Source organism: Alteromonas sp. P256 (genome assembly GCF_036864455.1).
In the GTDB taxonomy this organism is placed as follows: Bacteria; Pseudomonadota; Gammaproteobacteria; order Enterobacterales; family Alteromonadaceae; genus Alteromonas.
Genome location: NZ_JAZETM010000003.1, coordinates 136,546 through 156,448, shown reverse-complemented (window position 1 = coordinate 156,448; position 19,903 = coordinate 136,546). Strand labels below are relative to the sequence as shown.

The 19,903-nt window shown below is 42.8% G+C and carries 17 protein-coding genes and 1 other RNA gene; 8 read left to right on the top strand and 10 right to left on the bottom strand.

The window, feature by feature from the left end; all coding sequences use genetic code 11:
- Positions 1-66: 66 nt before the first annotated feature.
- A complete protein-coding gene (locus tag V7R39_RS06295; protein ID WP_334029416.1) occupies positions 67-2,769 on the bottom strand; it encodes a TonB-dependent receptor in 2,703 nt (900 codons plus the stop codon).
- 326 nt (positions 2,770-3,095) lie between these two features.
- Here V7R39_RS06295 and V7R39_RS06290 point away from each other — a divergent pair, with 326 nt between their 5' ends.
- A complete protein-coding gene (locus V7R39_RS06290; protein ID WP_334029414.1) occupies positions 3,096-5,060 on the top strand; it encodes a BCCT family transporter in 1,965 nt (654 codons plus the stop codon).
- A 28-nt stretch (positions 5,061-5,088) separates the two neighbouring features.
- A complete protein-coding gene (locus V7R39_RS06285) occupies positions 5,089-5,568 on the top strand; it encodes a MarR family winged helix-turn-helix transcriptional regulator (protein WP_163107091.1) in 480 nt (159 codons plus the stop codon).
- Between the two features lie 5 nt (positions 5,569-5,573).
- On the opposite strand, the gene V7R39_RS06280 is transcribed toward V7R39_RS06285, so the two are convergent.
- On the bottom strand, positions 5,574-5,918 hold the full coding sequence (locus V7R39_RS06280; protein ID WP_269519588.1) for an RnfH family protein: 345 nt from the start codon (positions 5,916-5,918) through the stop codon (positions 5,574-5,576).
- Complete coding sequence (locus tag V7R39_RS06275; RefSeq protein ID WP_334029410.1) at positions 5,915-6,346, bottom strand: type II toxin-antitoxin system RatA family toxin; 432 nt, start codon at positions 6,344-6,346, stop codon at positions 5,915-5,917. The genes V7R39_RS06280 and V7R39_RS06275 overlap by 4 nt, the downstream gene beginning before the upstream one ends.
- 194 nt (positions 6,347-6,540) lie before the next feature.
- Between V7R39_RS06275 and smpB the strand changes: the two genes are divergently transcribed.
- A complete protein-coding gene (gene smpB / locus V7R39_RS06270) occupies positions 6,541-7,020 on the top strand; it encodes an SsrA-binding protein SmpB (protein WP_032096540.1) in 480 nt (159 codons plus the stop codon).
- Between the two features lie 80 nt (positions 7,021-7,100).
- Here smpB and V7R39_RS06265 read toward each other — a convergent pair whose 3' ends face one another.
- On the bottom strand, positions 7,101-8,339 hold the full coding sequence (locus V7R39_RS06265) for an NADH:flavin oxidoreductase/NADH oxidase family protein (protein WP_334029406.1): 1,239 nt from the start codon (positions 8,337-8,339) through the stop codon (positions 7,101-7,103).
- A 129-nt stretch (positions 8,340-8,468) separates the two neighbouring features.
- Here V7R39_RS06265 and ssrA point away from each other — a divergent pair.
- Both ssrA and V7R39_RS06255 read left to right on the top strand, forming a co-directional pair.
- Positions 8,469-8,825: a transfer-messenger RNA gene (gene ssrA / locus V7R39_RS06260) on the top strand.
- Between the two features lie 293 nt (positions 8,826-9,118).
- On the top strand, positions 9,119-10,549 hold the full coding sequence (locus tag V7R39_RS06255) for a tyrosine-type recombinase/integrase (protein WP_334029404.1): 1,431 nt from the start codon (positions 9,119-9,121) through the stop codon (positions 10,547-10,549).
- A 265-nt stretch (positions 10,550-10,814) separates the two neighbouring features.
- Here the strand turns inward: V7R39_RS06255 and V7R39_RS06250 are convergent, their stop codons facing one another.
- From V7R39_RS06250 to V7R39_RS06235, 5 genes are all read right to left on the bottom strand, one after another.
- The gene (locus tag V7R39_RS06250; RefSeq protein ID WP_334029402.1) at positions 10,815-11,417 is read right to left on the bottom strand and encodes a DUF6988 family protein; all 603 of its coding nucleotides are present in this window, start codon (positions 11,415-11,417) and stop codon (positions 10,815-10,817) included.
- A gap of 296 nt (positions 11,418-11,713) precedes the next feature.
- A complete protein-coding gene (locus tag V7R39_RS06245) occupies positions 11,714-14,482 on the bottom strand; it encodes a KAP family P-loop NTPase fold protein (protein WP_334029400.1) in 2,769 nt (922 codons plus the stop codon).
- A gap of 1,264 nt (positions 14,483-15,746) precedes the next feature.
- Complete coding sequence (locus V7R39_RS06240; protein WP_334029397.1) at positions 15,747-16,796, bottom strand: hypothetical protein; 1,050 nt, start codon at positions 16,794-16,796, stop codon at positions 15,747-15,749.
- 103 nt (positions 16,797-16,899) lie between these two features.
- The gene (locus V7R39_RS17810; protein ID WP_438823517.1) at positions 16,900-17,094 is read right to left on the bottom strand and encodes a helix-turn-helix transcriptional regulator; all 195 of its coding nucleotides are present in this window, start codon (positions 17,092-17,094) and stop codon (positions 16,900-16,902) included.
- Positions 17,095-17,191: 97 nt separating this feature from the next.
- Positions 17,192-18,025, bottom strand: a complete 834-nt coding sequence (locus V7R39_RS06235) for a hypothetical protein (RefSeq protein ID WP_334029394.1) — start codon at positions 18,023-18,025, stop codon at positions 17,192-17,194.
- A gap of 156 nt (positions 18,026-18,181) precedes the next feature.
- Here V7R39_RS06235 and V7R39_RS06230 point away from each other — a divergent pair, with 156 nt between their 5' ends.
- The 3 genes from V7R39_RS06230 to V7R39_RS06225 all read left to right on the top strand — a co-directional run bounded on the left by V7R39_RS06230 (position 18,182) and on the right by V7R39_RS06225 (position 19,226).
- Complete coding sequence (locus V7R39_RS06230; protein ID WP_334029392.1) at positions 18,182-18,616, top strand: recombinase family protein; 435 nt, start codon at positions 18,182-18,184, stop codon at positions 18,614-18,616.
- Between the two features lie 107 nt (positions 18,617-18,723).
- Positions 18,724-18,846 carry a recombinase family protein gene (locus V7R39_RS17805; protein ID WP_438823526.1) on the top strand — a complete coding sequence of 41 codons (123 nt, stop codon included), beginning with the start codon at positions 18,724-18,726 and terminating at the stop codon, positions 18,844-18,846.
- Positions 18,847-18,977: 131 nt separating this feature from the next.
- Positions 18,978-19,226 (top strand): hypothetical protein, encoded by a 249-nt coding sequence (locus V7R39_RS06225; protein WP_334029390.1) that lies wholly within the window; start codon positions 18,978-18,980, stop codon positions 19,224-19,226.
- A gap of 191 nt (positions 19,227-19,417) precedes the next feature.
- On the opposite strand, the gene V7R39_RS06220 is transcribed toward V7R39_RS06225, so the two are convergent.
- Positions 19,418-19,903, bottom strand: coding sequence for a HEPN domain-containing protein (locus V7R39_RS06220; protein WP_334029387.1), 486 nt, complete (start codon positions 19,901-19,903; stop codon positions 19,418-19,420).

Genomic DNA, 19,903 nt, shown 5'->3' with positions numbered 1-19,903 from the left:
GGCAAACCCGAAAGTTTGCCGTTTTAATTTTTCACCTATGGCTTAGCCAATGTCTCAAACAATAACTTAATAGTAATCGTAAGAGAAACGCATTCCGATAGTGCGAGGTCTGTTTGTGACTACTTTTGGCGTAAACTGTTGCGTATCGATATTTAATACCGCTCGCTCATCAAATACATTGTCGATGTATAATTCAGCTTTCCACACGTCGTTAGTAACGCCTACTGCTAAGTTAGCAAGGAAGTATGACTCTTGAACATAACGGCCGCCGCGGAAGGTTTCACCGTTTGAATCTGCGTAAGTAACACCCTCATATACAGCGGCTTCTTGCTCTATTTTAAGACCAGAACCTGTGCCGTAAATATTCTGAGTGGCATCTTCCATTACGAAAGCATCCATTACCATGCCTGCATAGCGGTCACCCGTGTAGCTTACAGAGCCGTTAACGTAACCACGTTTCCCGCCTTCAAGTTCAAAGAAGTAACGTGCGTTAATGTTACCAGAGAATTCTGCGGAGTAAGGTAGTTGTGAACCAACACCTGCCGCAATACCTTCAAGCTCAGAGTTAACGCTTGTCAATTCTGTATCTAGTACGCTAAACGCCGCGTTAATCACTAGGTCATCAGTAGCAAGCCACGTTAAATCTGCATCTAACCCTTTTATCTCAGCATCACCAACGTTATCAGTGAATACTAGGAATGAGATATTTGTAGGGTCGTAACGAGACGTTTGCAGGTCGGTAATTTCAGAGTAATACGCTGTCGCGTTTACGCGGAATAAACCGTCAAAGAAGTCGCCTTTTAAACCAAGCTCGTAGTTATCTAGCGTATCTGTTGTTGAATATACTGGAATACGGAAGTTGTTAAACTTGCCTTCTTGGTTTGTCGACAAACCACCACCAACACGGTTGGTAACCGGAGGACGGAAGCCTTCAGAGTAGTTAGCAAACAACAATACGTCTTTATTCACTTTATAATCGAGTGAAAATTTAAAGATTGTGTCATCAACGGTAAGCACACCATTGCTGTCGAGTAAATCTGTTTCTAACTGACCGCTTTGAATGGCTGCATTAACGGCATCAGGGTCTAAGCCCACTGCTGCTAATTCGTCAGGGTCTTGCGTACCAAAGGCACGGATTCGGCGAGTTACGTCTACAGTAGATGTTGAACCTACGTAGATATCGTCAATTTGATACCAACGAGCACCAATACTTGCAGTTAACTTCTCTGTTAGGTCGTACTCAACCTGACCAAATACCGCAATTTGTTCAATAGTATGAGTAATGTCGTTAACAAAACTTACTTCAGCTGGGAATGGCCCGCCGTCGCTATTAATCCCTTCATTACCAACTAAGGTGCGCTGAAGGTTGTCAAAACCGAACGTGCTCATTTCGGTATTAGCAATTTTGAACTGACCCACGGTCGCTACTTCTTGCTCGTCGTAAAACAAACCAGCAGTTACGCGCCAAGGCGTATCCATAGTGGTATTGAAACGCAACTCGTGCGTGTTACGAGTAGAAGAAGTATCTTCTTGGTAATACTTAGTTGGATCTAGACAGCGCTCATCTGCAGCGTTATCCGGCGTATCGTAGTGGTTACAAAGGTAATATGCCGAGAACAATCCACCGTTAGTGTAGCCCGTGTAGTCAGCTAGCGTGTCGATTTCACGGTCTAAATAACCACCGGTATATACAACATCAAGCTTGTCCATACGACCTTCAACGGTCCACGTCGTAAGGCCAAACTCATCTCTGTTTTCATCTGCTTGGAAACGAATAGCAGACGTTTCGCCATCTAGCGTTGGGTCGTAAGAAAATACACCTTCAGTGTCTAGCGTTTGCTGAGTATGCTGTACTAGCAAATCCCAGTCGTCGTTGATGTGGTAAGACAAACCAAAACGAGCACCAGAGTAAACCGCATCATTGAAATCTTCTTCAACAAGTGCGTCGTTCTGAGGCGATACTACCGATGCTTCAGAATTTGAAGAAATGTTAGGGTTAGTAATGCGGTTAGCATCCATTGCCACTGGGTCAGCAAGCACACCACCAGAAATACGGTCAACAACAACCGCGCTTCCTATATAACCACCTTCACCAGGCACGTTTCTTACGTTGTCAATCCAACCACCTTGTTGGTCGTTGTACGCCGCTACGCGAACTGCTAGGTCGTCGGTAAGTGACATATTGAAGTAGGCCTGAACAGAGTTGCTCATCTCACCGTCTTTGGTGAAGCCAATGTTAGTGTCAAAACCAGCGCCAAACCCTGTGTGATCAGGTTTGTTAGTAATTAAACGAATAGTGCCTGCCTGCGAGCTAGCGCCAAACAGTGTGCCTTGTGGCCCAGGTAGCACTTCAACACGCTCTACATCAGTGGCGTAAACATCAAGGTTACGACCCGCCATTGAAACCGGCATTTCATCTAGGTAAAAAGCTACCGATGGCTGTAATGCTTGAACTGAAGAAAGCATTATATTTGATTGTGTTGTTGCGGCGCCGCGGATGTAAATCTCGTTTTGGCCAGGTCCCGTTCCTTGGAAAACAACGTTAGGCAGGAACTCGACGTACTCTTGGAAGTTATCAATACCAAGATTTTCTAAGGCTTTACCGTTAAGAGCTTGAACAGCAACAGGCACGTCTTGAATTGATTCAGTACGTTTAGTTGCAGTGACTTCAATAGTTTCGAGTTTCGCGGGTGCTTTCGACTCCTGCGCGGCTATAGATGTTGTTGCCAATGCAGCGACGATCGCACAGCTAAGCTGAGTTTTACGCATAATGTGTGTTTTCCCTTTGAAATTGGTTTTTTATTCTTCGGATACTGTTTACTTGAAACACGTATCAAAAAGATCTCTATTATTAACCCACAAACAGAAATTAATTTCTACTCTAACGATTAAGTTTCATGCAAAAACACCGAAAATATACACTAATGACTAATAATAAGAGTTAAATCGCACTTCGATTGCGCATTACATGAGAACTCTTCTTATTGGTAACTTCAAAGCTAATTATTTAAACTCATGTTTATAAAAACGAGCGTTTACGGTATATTTGGCGGTAATAGTTGTGATCGAACAAAAAGTGGAAGGATTTTTTCTGCGTGATAGAAAATGAAAACAAGTCTCCCTTAAATAAACCAGTGTTTTATACATCATCTGCCATCATCATTTGCTTGCTGTGCTTCGCGGCGCTGTTACCGAACCTAGCTGACTCACTTTTTAAGTCTGTTCAAAGCGCTATTGTGACCAACGGCAGCTGGTTTTACGTGCTTGCAGTTGCCTTCGTGGTGGTGTTTGTCGTTTATCTTGGCATGTCTCGCTATGGTGAGATAAAGCTAGGCCCTGACCACGCTTCACCTGAATTCAGCTTTCCAACATGGTTAAGTATGTTGTTTGCTGCTGGAATGGGCATTGGGCTAATGTTCTTTGGCGTTTCAGAACCGTTAATGCACTTTTTAGCTCCCCCTACAGCTGAAGCTGGTACAATAGACGCTGTAAGAGAGGCAATGAAAACCACCTTTTTCCATTGGGGTATTCATGCGTGGGCCATCTATGCGATTGTCGCGCTCATATTGGGCTATTTCTCTTACAGACAAAATCTCCCGCTAACTCTTCGGTCTGCGCTTTACCCACTTATTGGTGAAAGAATTTATGGGTGGCCTGGTCATGTAGTCGATATCTTTGCAGTAACATCTACGGTTTTTGGTATTGCAACCTCTCTCGGCCTTGGTGCTTCCCAAGTTAACGCTGGTTTCAATTACTTATTTGGCATGCCATCGGGTACTGGCGTGCAGATAATCATTATGGCTTGCGTAGTCGGTCTTGCTGTTATTTCAGTAACCACAGGGCTAGATAAGGGCATAAGAAGGCTGTCAGAAACGAACATGGTACTGGCCATAGCACTTTTACTGATCGTGCTAATTTTAGGCCCTACGGTTTTCTTGTTGCAGGCTTTTATGCAGAACACCGGCGCTTACCTTGCTGATATTGTTAGAAACACTTTTAACCTATTCGCCTACGACAAAACCGACTGGATTGGTGGATGGACAATTTTCTACTGGGGTTGGTGGTTAGCATGGGCACCGTTTGTTGGCCTATTCATCGCTCGTATTTCTTACGGTAGAACAATCAGAGAATTTATACTTGGCGTGTTGCTCATTCCATCGGTATTCACGTTATTTTGGATGACCGTGTTTGGAAACAGTGCCATTGACCAAGTACTCGTGCAGGGACAAGACGTGCTTGCCAATATGGTTAATGAAGATACCGCCGTAGCACTATTTGTATTTTTAGAACAATTTCCATACTCAAGCGTACTTAGCTTCATCGCAGTACTCATGGTTATCGTTTTCTTCGTTACCTCTTGTGACTCTGGCGCCATGGTTGTCGATATGTTGTGTTCACACGGACGCAACGACACACCAGTATGGCAACGAATTTATTGGGCCGTAGGTGTAGGCGTGGTGAGTGCTATACTGCTATACGCAGGAGGACTTGGCGCATTGCAAACTATGACCATTGCCGCAGCCTTGCCGTTTGCTATTGTATTGCTTATTGCGATGTTTGGCTTACTAAAAGCGCTGCGCGTGGAAGGCTACAAACGCGAAAGCTTACAAGTGCTTGCGGGTACACCCCAGCACAGCGACGCTGACAAAAATTGGAAAGGTCGTTTAGAGAACATCGTATCGTTCCCTGATGAAGACGCTGTGCTTCGCTTTATGAGAAAAGTAGCGCTGCCCGCAATGATTGAAGTGGGTAAAGAATTTGAAGAACAGAACTTCGAAGTGAACGTTGAAGAAACTGATGAAGCCTTTATTCTCACCGTTACTATGGGTACAGATCCCGACTTTATCTATGCGGTATACCCTACTCCGACTGACCAGCCTGAGTTCGCACCATCAGAGCAAATGGACGAAGGCGAACAAAAGACGTATTATCGCGCCGAAGTTCACTTGAGTGAAGGCGGTCAAAACTACGACATTATGGGTTGGTCGAAGTTATCGGTAATTAATGATGTGATAGATCATTATCACAAGCACCAGCACTTTATTCATTTGCTTAAGTAACACACGTTACGCATTTGTTGGAAAAATTATGCGAAAAGAAGAAGAATTGCTCGTTGCACTACGGCGCGTTATCCGCGCTGTAGACTTGCGCAGCAAACAGCTTAGTAAGCACGTGGGCCTAACTGGCCCGCAATTGCTCGTTATGCAAAATATAGAAGAGCAGCCAGGAATTATGGTTCGCGAAATTGCGGAGAACATTAATTTGAGCCCTGCAACTATTACTAATATTTTGGACCGGCTTGAGTCTCGCGATCTCGCCACACGAATTAGAAGCACCAAAGACAAACGTAAGGTAGGCGTGTTTCTTACTGACCGCGGTAAAGAAGCGGTTAAAGACGCACCTCGACCCTTGCAAGAACATTTCGTTGAGCGGTTCTCTCAGCTTAAGGAATGGGAACAAAGTCAGATGGTGGCAACGATGCAACGCATAGCCACCATGATGGATGCAGAAAATATCGACGCTTCTCCATTTTTGGAACTAGGAAGCATCTCCGATAAAACTGTGTAGTACGTTTACTTCGCTTTGAGAGGGTTGACCTTGCCGCCAGTCACTTTGTCGGCTCTACCCTCTTCTTTCGCTTTCTCCGCTCGACGTTTTCTTATTTCTTTAGGGTCGGCAATTAATCCGCGATAAATCTCTATTCTGTCGCCATCTATAAGTGTATCTTTAAGCCGGACCACTCGACTCCACACACCTACCTTAGTTTTTGATAAATCAATATCGGGATACTCGTGTAGAAGGTTAGAGGCCTGTATAGCTTCTTCCACAGTCGCGTTTTTATCGATGGCAATGCTAACGAGAGACTGCTTAGTAGGCAGCGCGTAGGCTACCTCAACGGTAATCAGCTCGCTACTCATGCGTACACACTCTTTGCTCTTTCAGTAAACGCGGTCACCATACTCGACGCCAAACTATTAAACACTTTTCCGAAGGCCATTTCCGCTAGCTTATTGGCAAACTCAAAGTGCAAGTTAAGTTCTATTTTACACGCTTCATCAGATAGCGCTGAAAATGTCCAACCGCCCGATAGAGAACGAAAAGGACCATCAACGAGCTGCATTTCAATTCGCTCGCTTGGATACAATACGTTTTCGGTGGTAAACCACTGTTTAATTCCTGCTTTTGAGACTAATAGCGAGGCGCTCATCGCTTTGTCTGTATTGTTCAGAACTTTACTGTCTGCACAACCTGGTAAAAACTTTGGATACGACTCAACATCATTCACTAAGTTAAACATGGCCTCTGCACTATGAGCTACAAGTGCACTTCTATGAATACTTGGCATCTACTTCACTAATACAATTTCTAATCGCAAAATTATATCACAGTTATTTTTCATCTTTTTAGATCTGAAACCACATTTGTGCATGAATAATCTGTTAGCAGTTGATGTTTTTCAGCGAATATAAAACGATACACGCCCAAATTTGTAAGACACATTTAAAGACATTTATTCACACTATCAGTATAATAGCGCCCATGAAAAAGAATAAAGCAAACAAAAATACCACCGGAAACATCGCGCAGAACAAGAAAGCGCGTCATGATTATTTCTTAGAAGACAAGTTTGAAGCTGGTTTAGAGCTTCAAGGCTGGGAAATTAAGAGTATTCGGTCTGGTAAAGTCAACATTACCGATGCGTATATCATTATCCAAAACGCAGAAGCCTATCTTGTTGGGTGTAGAATAAGTCCGTTAACTCAGGCATCGACCCACGTTATTGCCGCTCCCGAACGGGCACGTAAACTGCTGCTTAAAAAACGAGAGATTGACCGTTTAATGGGAGCCCGTGATAGGCAGGGTTACTCGATTGTGGCTACGTCTATGTATTGGAAGAAGTGCTGGGTTAAGCTAGAAATTCACCTAGCGAAAGGTAAGCACGCACACGACAAGCGAGATACACTGAAAGACAAAGATTGGCAGCGCCAGAAAGAAAGAATGATGAAGCACAGCGTGTAACGCTGTGCATTCCCCGCTATAAAACGCCTTTAAAGCCGACTTATCAAATGTTCTATCAGTCGTGCTACTAAGTGCCGGTTTTACTGAGACGTTCTAAAAGCCACATCCCGCTTAGTCATTTTCTTACGGTGCAGTAAGTCTAAAACTAAACTCCACAGCGGAGATGGGCTTCGCAGTGTAGTGAGGTTGTTTCCAAGGCGACGAAGCTGTCTTCTTACAGTGGCCATGTTCGCAAGACTCGCCAAAGATTTATCTTTCCATGTGCAGTGCGGGATAATGCCGGAATATGTCCATTCCTGTTGCCATTTTTTCGCCAAATTAGGCGTAACAGCAAGTGCACTCGCTAAACCAACAAGCTCACATCCTTCTTGCACAACTCGCTCAGCTATTTCGGCGCGTTTAATGCCACCGGTTGTCATTAACGGTATACCCGTCTTACTCTCTAACGCGTGCGCAAACTCTAAAAAGTAGGCTTCTCTGGCAAGAGTGGTATTGTCTCTGGTCTGCCCCTGCATTGCGGGTGCTTCATAGCTTCCCCCTGAAAGTTCAACAACATCGACACCCAACGCCTCTAATCGGTTTACCACTTCGCAGGCATCGTCAAAAGTAAACCCATTTTTTTGGAAATCAGCTGAATTCAACTTCACCATAACGATGAAGTCTTTCGCACATACCGCACGTATCTGACTCACGATATTAATGAGTAGCCGTGCTCTATTAATAATTGAACCACCCCACTCATCTTGACGCTGATTGGTTAGTGGTGAGAGAAACTGAGTGAGCAAATAACCATGAGCAGCGTGAACCTCAACACCATCGAACCCTGCTTTTTCAGCTTGCCTCGCGGTCTCAACGAAGCGCTTGCATACGTCGTGAATATCTTGGCAGGTCATTTCTCTTGGCTCAGCGAAAAGCTTGGAGTGCTTACCCATATCCAAAGGAATAGCCGATGGAGCAATCGCTTTACCCTGCATGGCTTTAAACACCTGACGGCCAGGATGGTTTATTTGCATTACGGCAAGCGCGCCGTTGGACTTTATAATTTTTGCCCACTTTTGAAACGCTGCAAGCTCTGTGTCTTTTTCTAGCACTACGCCGCCGGGCCCTGTCATGGCCTCTTTGTCTACCATCACATTTCCGGTGATGACCATACCTAGATCACCATGAGCCCAATAGCGATACAGGGAGTAAAGAGACTCGCCAGGCACACACCCCTTGCTTGACATATTTTCTTCCATTGCCGCTTTAACTACGCGATTTCTAACCGTAATACCACAGGGCAATGTATAAGGTGAATATAGAATAGAGTTTGAAGACATGCACAACACAGCTGGATTTGAATGGCTCGCATTTTAAAGGTAATTGATTATAAATGCATCTTTTGAAAGCAATTTATAAAAGAAACGTTTAACGTTCACTGAGTTATGTTATACTTCGCACTCACACTCGGGGCTGATTAGGATTCGACAGGATCTAGGAAGCCGGAGGTGCATGCAGAGGTGCGGCTGGCCTCTTAAAAAAGCCGCTTTAAATAGTCGCAAACGACGAAAACTACGCACTAGCCGCTTAATAACCGGTATAGGCCCTTCCACCACAGCTTAGTTTGCTAGCGTGGGTTTGGAAGGTCATATAAGCAAACTAGCGAGGGAAACTTTCCTAAGGTTGAACCGCGAAATAGTATTAGGACAGCTACCAAGAACCCTGTTTGTCGGGGTCTAAAGTAGTTAAAGAAAAGACAAACTAAGCATGTAGTACCAAAGGTAGACATTTTCTGGACGCGGGTTCAAATCCCGCCAGCTCCACCAATTCAGAGGCGTAAGTTATTATAAAACAATAACTTGCGCCTTTTTTATTTGTGCAGAGTTAGCGTAGTGTCACGATAAGGTGTCTCGAAATGAAAACCCGCTACCTCTATAGAAACAAGCATGGCGTTTACTGTTTACGCTTTGAACTTTAATCTAAGCCTAAAAACACGTATCGCCAACTTTTGATATCATTGCGAACCAAAGAGCCACGTATTGCACTTCAGCATTACAGCACAGTCATGCCCGAAGTTTATAGAGTTCTTTGTAATTACAGCGACAGTCTAAGGTTGAACGTGTCTGAAGCACCTAACGTTTTTGAAGTGAAACGAACGATTAGAGAGTTAGTAGCCCGAATCGTAGAGACAGAAAAAGACCCTTCTATCTCAAATTTAATGTCACAGGTTCGTTATCGTAAACTGGACAACTATCTAGACGCAACGTTTGAATCTCTGGATTTAACTGAATCGCAGCTTATGGCTCTAAAACGCAAGCTGAGCATTTCAGAGTCAAGAGAAAGAGCACTAGTTACCTCTCTGACGAATCATTCAACGACAGCCTCACCTGCAAACATAGAGAGCCATCCTATTGGTGAGCTTGTAGACGACTACTTTAATTTTAAACAAAAAAGTTGGGGCACAAGGACGGCTACGCAAGCTTTGTCTAACCTTGTGCGGTTTGCTGAGATTATTAATTTTGAATGCCCTTCAGCTCAAATCGACGGCAAATTGATACAGCATTATGTAAATGTCATGACTAAGCTCCCCAAAAATGCTGGTAAACGGAGGAAAGAGGTCACGACAATCGATGCAGAATCAGTGGCAAAATGGTGGCTAGACTTATCTGTAAGCCACGGTGAAACTGTTTTAGGAGCGGGTGGCCTAGAGAAGCACTTCTCCGACATTCGAATGTTTATCAAATGGTTACACGAACGGCACTATGTCTCTCTCGATTTCTCAAAGCACCTTGAAATAGCTAAACCCAAAGGCGCTAAGTTTGTAGAGAAAAGAGCAATGTATGAAACTGCGCATATATCCAAGATCTTTTCGAGCTATATATACGGCAACACGTTAAGAAATAGAGAAGCCCCTAAATCATATCATTTCTGGGCACCGTTGATTGCGCTTCACACAGGCATGAGAATTTCAGAGATTGCCTCTTTAGAGGTGCAAGACGTTTGTTATGAAGATGCTGTATTGGTGTTCTCTGTTAATGACGAATGGAAATCAGATGAACTGAAGAAAAGCCAATTTTCGAAATCAAAAAAGACTAAGGACTCCTCGCGTAAGATACCTGTTGCGGATGCCATATTAGACGCTGGCGTACTTGAGTTTATAGGAAAAAGAAAGTCTGGCTTACTCTTTTGCGACCTAAACCTGAGCGATACTAAGGGTTTGGGTAACACAATATCTAAATGGTACAACGAAGCCTTTGTTAAGTATGCCGGCATCCCGAAGCGAAACGATAAAAACACCCCGCTTGCATTTCATTCATTCAGGCACACATTCACTTCGCTATTAGATAAAACCACTATCGAAGGACAGCCTCTGCGGCGAAATGAGAGCTTTTATATCACGGGTCATAGTGACGACAGTGTTAGAACTCAAACGTACAATCACGGCAGTTACAGCGGTTTATTTATAAAAGCTTATATTGATGCTATCGACTTCGGTGTTGATTGGAGCGCAGTGTCCTACAAAAAGTTTCGAGAGCGTCGTAAAGCATAAAAACTAGTCATAGGTCCAGTTTCACCTTCAGCCGCAAACGGCTAATCTCTCTCAATTAAACATAGGGAGATTATTATGGAAAAACTGGACCTCATCAACGCATTGGACGAAATCGATTTAGTCCTTACTATCACAATATCCGCTTTCGACGCTGAGATAAATGAGCAACATTTACGTCTTGTGAAAGATAGCATTACCCTATCACAACAAAAGCTTACGGCTATACTTCAGCAACTAGAATTAATGAGTCAAAGGAGCTATTTAGTCAATACTTGTTTATGGCCCACGCTTGCAAGGTGAGACCAAGCTCCTCAAACATCGGGACAAGCTCTTCTTTTTCTGCCAAGTCGATAAGTTCACCTAGAATGGTCAAAGAAAACAAGCCTACTTTTTGCATTAATTGGAATACCTCATCATCGCTTAAATTCGGGGTAATATAATTTTCATCTCCAATTTGCCTAGCGGCATTCTGAATCCCCCCGTGAGTGAAGCTATGCATAAAATGTCGTAGCTCATCCCACATTTTTGAGAATATAGGGGGGTTACCAGTATGAGACTCGATTTCTCGAATCAAATCCCATGCACTCTTCCACTTATCCGTTTCTATGCATTTAGCAACTTGCTCATCGGTTGCGCAGCGATGTAACCATATTGCTCTAAAGGTTGTTTCAAACAGAGGGCGTAACAAAGCATACGAAGATGAATAATTCTTCTTTTGCGAAAGTAGTTGAATTGCATCGCAGTGATTTAGTGACACGAAAAGCATTGAAGAAACTAAACGGTTTCTTCTAGTGCCACTAACAGAACAAGATTCTGATAATGCCCATATCTTTTCAAGCTGCTCTCTAACATTAAATATGCATTCCATGCTGCCTACCCTTTGCCAATTTGACGTGTGCGCCTACAAGAGCGCTTTCTACGCTCTGCGATACAATGACCCACTTTGACTTACCGTACTCGCCGCATTCAAGCTTACAGCGCGATTAAAGCGGTTCTGCCTTGTGATGACCGGATAGCGATTCATATAACGCTCTTATTATGGACTTACTATAAGGATTCTTTGAAACCGTCGAATCTTTTTAAAGCCGTACCCACGGCACCTAAAACCTTATATCTAAGACTTTGTGTATAGTTAAAGTGTTGAGCCATCTCAACGCTTTTAGACTAACTACTTGAAGCAGTTTCTGTGTCGATATCAAAGCCATCGATAGCGGGTAGCACGAAGCTTTCGACATAGCTCAACAGTTTATCAAAATGTAGCTTATCACGAGTTCGTGGGTAGAGTTTTTCGGCAGCATGCTGAATCACAACACGCGCAGCTATCAATGTAGATTTGTGTTGTTGATTGGCCATGCCTTCCAATTTCCCAACCTCGCCTTGACGGAGAAATCGTGAAGCGTTTTCACGTAATGTGGTCATTTCAATGCTATTAATAAATTCTAAGGTCATCAGAGCAACCAGATAGCCATAGCTGAACTTTACATGTTGTCTATCTATGCCGTCTACCGTTTGTGTTAATACAGTCTTGTCTTCCTTGTCCGTTACAAGACGAAGCAGGTTGTAACTGTTGTCCAACCTCTTCAACTGTCTGGCATTACGCAAACCAAAGTGAGTCGCCCAGTAGTAAAGCGCAGCTTTTTGAGAATCACACAAGCCCGGAAAAATCTGCGATTTATAGGACGTCAACTTAGACTCTCCTTCTAGAATAAATGTAGCTACTTCACCTTCGGTCATTCCCTTACTATCGATAGATGAATCTACATCCTGTTTCTCCTCTTTCGGCGTGGTAGGAGCTCTACCTGTTTCTCCTGCCGTTGAGACCGGGGGGCTAACCTCTTGCTCTTTTTGCTCTTCACTTTCAGATAGATGAGTTAACCAACTTCGTTTGTCATTGCCTTTTTCTAACCATATGTCACTCAAAAAGTCGGTTAATGAATCATCGTCGCCATCACTCAGCACAATAGGCAGTTGAATCATTTTTGCCAGATAATCACGTGCGATTGCGCGAGCGTCCTGGAGCGTATGATACAGCTCAATATCTTTGTAATGTAGCGCCAAAGCCGCCAACGCAATGCGTTGATCTACTGCCACAATAACTGTTACGTGGGGTATATTTAGTACTAAACGTATCGCCTCAAAAGTTCTTACAATACCCTTTGGGCTGCAGCGGTCTAGGTCATCCACTACAAATAATAAACGTCGTGGATTCGTCACCTTTCTCACATGTTCCTGACACGACTCTTCCACGAATCCAAGGCGTAGCTTTGCCATTAAACGAATATCTTTTTGCATTTCAGTTATTTCACCGATATGCGATGCGTAGTTCGGCAACTTAATATAGGTCAAGAATTCTTTGGTCATAGGCTGGGAAATTAAATCCCGCAATTGTTTTGGTAGCTGCCACATGCTTACTAAAATTGCTATCAATGCACCGCTGGTAAGCGGCTTGGAAAAATCAGGTAGCTGATTTTGGCTAAGGCCATTCGACGCCAGCCATAATGACGCTATCACGAACAGCACAAACCAGCCGATTGACTGCAACACTTTGGTTAAGTGCTTTTTAACAGCAAAGCCAAATACAAGTCGCGCACGGCCGGTTATTTTCCAAAACATTTGTCGAAGGAGGGTCAAAGTCGATTTCGTAAACCTTGCATTAAAAGTATGCGCATCTCCAACAGGTTCTAACTTATCACAACTTGTAAGCGCTAAAATCACCTCGTGCACCATTGCCGCCTGACTACTTTTGGCGTGTTCATAGGTCCAAGCGTTAAATTCGCCAAACAAAAAGGGTTGTTGAGAGTCGCGAGACTTAAGCTCTTTCTTTAGCAATTCCAACAGCTGAGTTTTGCCACTCCCCCAATGTCCCATTAAACCTATAGTAAGCGGATGAATATGCTCTTCATTACACAAAATACTTGCCAGTCCTTTTATTAGTGCACCTCGATTTAAAGTGTCCCTATTGGCATTAACATCTTCTGCAGTTAATTTACTGACTGCCTGATACACGGTTTTTACGAACGTATTGTCTCTAACCATAGTTACGCTGCCAGTCTCAACCTCCTCATAAAGAAATAGCATTTGTACCAGCGCTTTCGCAGTTTCTGGACTCGAATGGGATATTTCACGGATAAGAGCTTCCACAGCAGGACGAAATTTATTCTCTTTGATAGCCTCTAGTGCACCCGGCACGCCCATTGACCATAGTGGGCTTTTTGAAACACTTTGAATCGAGACAGAACTTTCAGCTGCATCCAAATCCGCCATGAGTTCACTGATAATTGAGGTGAAAATGAAGATATCTTCGGTCCTAGTGTCGTCAGTGGGAACGGAGTAGCCTGCGACTTTTTCATCTATAGTGTTTTCGCCAGAGTTGATTACCATTTTAAAACTGAAGACTTCGAAGACATCTTTGAATGTAGCATCTAAAACCTTCGAGGCTGCTCTAGTGGGATTAGGGATAACTCTTAAAACGGCTCTGGCGTCGCCGCTTGCGTAAGCAATGTTAGAAACGTAAGCGGGTCGGTAATAGCCGCTTGCTGCCTCAGCTGCTTCTTTAGATGTTCTGGCGGCTCTAGCCGCGAGATTTTCTACTTGTTGCTTCTTAATAGGTAAGCTAACTGCCTGCAAATTAAAATGACTAGCGAAAAAGCTAGTCAATAAAAATCGAGCACGGTCGTCTTGATACTGGGGAGAACTATCCTTTTTTTCTTCATCGTTTATCAGTCTTTTAGCTCGTTGTTTAGATTCGGCTTGTTTACTTTCAACTTCTATCCAGAATTTGAAATGCCCTTCATCTCCAATCAATGGGAATGCACGTAACGCTAATCTTGCACCTAAGACTGAAGGCCATAGGTTGTCTTTTTCACACAAATTTTGCAGGCGTTCTTTAAGCCCGTCTATCGACCATTTTTTTCCGTTATCAGATGACGCCATGATTAAAATACGATCCGTTGTTTTCGACGTAGACTTGTCAAGTTTTGAATATACTTGTCTATTTAGTCAAAAGAATGACAATATTTCTATTCAATGGCAAGTGTCGATAATACCCGTTCGAACCGAATAAAAGTTGCAGTGCGGTGTAACGTGCATATTGATATTGAAGAAACGTGACACCGCAAATCAAATTAACAGAACTCGCTATCACTATCGCTTTATAATTCCGAATTAATCGCATCGAAACGATTCAGCTAATCGCATGGGCGCATATTGTAGATAGAATTTGATACACTGCGTCTGCGCCTCATTCAAAAGCTTTTGTGTATTTCTAGCGCCACTTTGCGCACTCCTACGAAAGCCGCGACGATACGTTGAAAAGCTTTCAGGCAGTCAAGCGAAACTGATATTTGGTTTCGTTACGAGAAAAAACGGTTGTTCCGCACTAAAGCCTAAGTATAAGGGTTGTTTATGAAGACAGCTTTTTTTAAGAAAGCATAGATACCAACGAACAGGCTTATACCTAGGACTTCGTTTACCTTACCCGACTGATTGAGGCAGTGCGGGCTGCTTTTAAATATGCTCCTCGTTTTCGCCCACCGGCAAGGGCAACTTTCAACTTAACAACCGTACCGTTGGGGAAACTCTTCGAGAGACGCTTTGTGACAAGATATGTTCATGACTCTTTCGAAAGGCTCTGCTTTTAACGTTTTAAGACGTTTCTTGTCACCTTCTTTAAAGATTATTGCTTCCACTGTCACCCTACCCTAATCACTCTTCACGTTTAGCTCTGTCTATCTGACTTTTGGTTTCATTACGTAAGAGAACACTACGGAACTACTTAATGCCCAAAACGGATAGCTATACTCTCTAGAGGGGCTTGTTTCTCTAGTGTTTAACTTTAACTCATAGAATTGAATGACCGCGGCTTCTTTATATAGGCGACTTTTTAAGTCGAAGCAACCGTCATAATGAAACGCTTAGAGCCCTGCATAACGCCTCTTACTGCACTTTTAAAGCTGTTGTTACAATTCCTATCGGTTTTCGCAGGGGCTCTCCTGATATGCTCCTGTCAGCGTCTAGCGGGGTATTTGGAGTAGCCAATGTAACACCCTGCTGCACATTCATGACCGTAGACGACATATTTAGCATTTGTAACAACTTCCGGAGTAAGGCTGTTAGCGAGATAGAATCTTACTTCCGTGTACATATTTAGAGTCCTTTCGTAATATGGACTTTGTCCCAAGTTAGTATGAATGCACCTTTAGGTCAATCTGGCTTGATGTTCCCTAGATGGCTTTATTAACTCTGGGGGTCGCTTTACCGCATTGATTGTCTCAATCAGGTGAGCTTCAAAATCGAACCCAACCGGAACGTCAACAATGTGAAAGCTTAATTTCTTAAACTCAGCTTCCAATGCCTTATACTGCCTATATCTCCATTCTCGCCTAACCCTATAATGCAGCAGTTTCGGACCAATCTTTGATTTGTTTTCACATCCTTCCACAATCGGAAAATTTAGACGCTTAGCCAAGTAGTCTGCGAGACCTAAGTCAATCTTTTTATATTTTCTAACTTTGCCCGTAGTTTCAATACATTTTGCTTTAAATTCGAATGAAACGCTCATAGCCGTATCTATCTTTCTCATTGAACTACGAAATTGTTTTTTTAAAAGGCCTCTTATATCTTGCTTAGATAAACTTGCACTACATTCGAGAAGCATGTGCGCATGAAGCGCACTGTATGTCTTACTATCGCCTTTTATCTCGAATTCTTTACCACACCTCTCTATCACAAAAAAACCGCGTGTACGATCACCCAGCGCCCTTCTTGTGAGCCTCGAGATTTGGCTCTTGAACTGCTTGAAGCGTTCAGCACTTTGTTGAACTTTTACACTTGTCTTTTCGTCAAAATTAATAACGATGTGGACTAGTACTGAGTTTCCTGTTTCCACTGACTCGTGCATTTCCTCAAACGTTAGTGTTAATTCTTCGTCATACTTGTAGTAAAACTTATTAGCCGACTTGAAGCTTTCACATGGAATGGTTCTCAACGTACTCAGGCTTCCACGTTTTGGGTTAGACGGCTCTCCCCTCATCTTCTTTCTAAACAAAGTTCTGTTAAAGGAGAGTTCTTTAAACTTTTTAAACTCTGCAAAACCCATCTTGCCATACACAATACTCTCTTCACTACGGTAATAAGTACCATATAATGGTGTAAGGTGTGCGCCATTGATTAGGGACAATACTGAATCGTAGGCCTGTTCTAGCCTGTAGAGTTTCTCTCCGACACTAAGAGACGACATTTTTTGCATTTAAACGCGCCCCCTTCTTATAGTTGATAATACACAAGCATAAGAGTTGGGAAGTGGCTCTATTGAGGGGGAAAACAGGAAAAAACCGGGGAAATATCTCATATTACCCTCTCTTTTCAGTAAGCCATTTCAGCACTTCGTCGCGCATATATCCAACGCGGCGCTTACTCATCTTAAATGACTTAGGAAATAAGGAGTCTCTCTCCAGACGGTATAAGGTCGATCGACTTAAGCTCGTTAAAGCAATTACCTGTTTTCGTGTAAGAAACAGGGGAAGTTGAAGATTGTTGTTAGCCATTTCATTCCTCTTTGAATCATTTTGAAACAAAAGGCTAAAACAGCCATCGGCACCAAGGTAGAGTTTATTCAGAACATCTCAAAACCCACAAAGTCAATTAATTCATATAGTTGCCAATCTCTTGCACTAAATACTTACTCTCTGTTTGTCTATAGACTCTCCATACATCATCATACCGAATGCGAGCCCCATCAAAGTCAATTACCTCTTCGTTACCGTTCTTAAAAGCCCCGAATTCATCGACCATTAGAGACCATAAAATCGGTTCATCAGTTAAGTTACTGTTTATTCTTCTTGGCAGACGACCATGCCGCAGAGTGAAAGTGAGAGCAGCAGACAGCACGGGCGATAAGTCTAAACTGTGTTTTTTCCGATTTTTTAATCTAACGTAAGAATTTGATATCGGTTTCACGCATTCCTTGTATCGCTTAACGAGCAACGCAAAAGCAGCGTCATATTCTGCGCGAGAAACGTATAAGTCATTTATATTCAGCTCTAAAGCGTAATGTGTACATAAAAAGACATTAACCCCTTGGCTAGACCCAAGTAGAATTTCGAGACATTCAGGACAACCTTTAGCTTTACCCTCTACAATTTTTTCTACGAGGCTGGAACTTAAAGGTAAGAAATCGTTTTGGGTGAGCGAACATTTTTTGCTATCCGATGAGTCGACATAATCAAGTACGCCGGTCTTCTGTTGAAGTGCTTCGACATCTATTTTTGAATTGAGAACTTCAAGGTATGACATCAATTCTCGTTCGTCTGATACCCCCTGTCTACTCTCCCATGCTTCCATGTATTGCAGCTCAATTCGATAATTCTTCTTGAGCGGTTGATATATGCCTATCAGCCCTGAACAGGAAGGTGAAAGCTCGTAAGCAATGTATTCACGCTCAGGAGCCACCAACTTATTAAACGGAATATTTTTCATCTTTCACTCTTCTTTAACAGGAGCGAAACCTACCACAAAGACAAAATTCAATGAAGTAACAAAACCAAACAAAATGCCCGCTTTTTAAAGCGATTTTGCTTACACTGTAAAACACACAACCACCGTTGTTGTTTTTTACACTGCAAAGGAGTATTGATGAAAAAGTACATCGCCTACTATCGCGTGAGCACAAAAGAGCAAGGTAGATCAGGTTTAGGCCTCGAAGCCCAACGACGGGATATCAAACTCTTCATTCAAAACAGTCCTGAGAACGCTCAAATCCTTGAAGAGTATACCGATATACATAGCGGTAGCGTATCAGAACGAGAGACTCTTACAGAGGCAATACAGAACTGTAGAGACCAAGGAGCCACATTACTGGTGTCAAAGCTTGATCGGTTGAGCCGTAAAGTGTCGTTTATCGCAAGATTAATGGAAGACAATATGCTTGAATTCAAAGTCGCAGCTATGCCGCATGCCGACAAGTTTCAACTCCATATTTATGCCGCTTTAGCTGAACAGGAAAGAGATTTCATAAGCCTGCGGACAAAAGCTGCTCTAGCTGAAAAAAAGCGTCTGGCGCTCGTCTAGGCGGACTAAGAGATATCACAAACGAAAGAAATCAAGCGCGTCGTAGGAAAGCTGACTTGAGCGCGAAAAGACTTTGGCCACTGATAAGCTCATTGATTAGCTCAGAAATGTCGCTCAGACGCATAGCTCTCACTCTCAATGAAATGGGCTTGAGAACCGATACAGGCGAAAGGTTTTACGCCCAAACTGTAAAAAACATTGTTTTAAGGAATAGTACAATAACAAAATAGCTCTACCATTGTGTAGCATTTCTCTAAAAAAAAGTGTATTTTTATTATTGATAACAACACCTTGAAATCAACAATAAGCTTTTTTGGAATGAAAGCTTTCACAAAAGCATTACAATAAAAAGGACTTTCTGATGAATGCCAAACTTTCCTCGTCTCTTCTGTGCATTGCTACTCTAGCTTTAAGTGGGTGTGCTGCAAAAAATTTCGTGCATAATTATAAAGGTCAACAAGAATTTCAGCGCGACAAATACAACTGCCAAGCAGAAGCCACTCAATATGCAGCAAATTTTGGTGCTGCCGGAAATCCGCTTATCATAGCTGACCAAATGGAAAGTTGTTTAGTAAACAAGTACGGATGGCGTCTAGCCGCATCGGAATAAATATAAAATCGCTCTACATCGCAGTAAACGGATGGCAACAATAAATCTCATGTTACTTTTTTCCAAGTTTTACGTGCTTGAGTCACACTACATTACTCCTTCCCTAGACTAAGTTAGTAGAGTTGAGACTATTTAAAAACAAACCTGACAGCTAAACATCAAGAAGAAGGTGCTGTCAGGTGGAGACTGAGCTAGTGTAGCTCAAGCCCCAAAGTGCTCTCGACTGCTTGTATTACTCTCTTTGTCTTCGCATAATTCTCCTTAAGCTCCCTAAAAGTTAAGTTCAAGGAGCCCTGCTTATGAACTACTGCGTGTCTAGCCTTCATTAAAGAGTCCCATGCAGCCATCTCGGGTGAATCTTTAATATCGGTGTGGAAAACATCTCTGAGAGTGGAGTCAAAGCTCTTCAAAGTATCGTTTATCTTTCTTAAATCGGGACTTCTGAACTTGCGAGATAGCATTGTTCTTATAAAATTAATCGCGCATTCATCACCGCACTTCTCAGCTCGCTTAACAAACGCGGACTCAAGATAATCTTCATACTCAGATACGATTAATACGACGAGACCTCCAACAAGGTATGTTTCAACTTCTTTATTTGTGATTTCGGTTAAATCCATTTCGGCGATATAAGCTGAACAAGTATTTAACGCGTTATCTATTTTATTAAAGTTCAT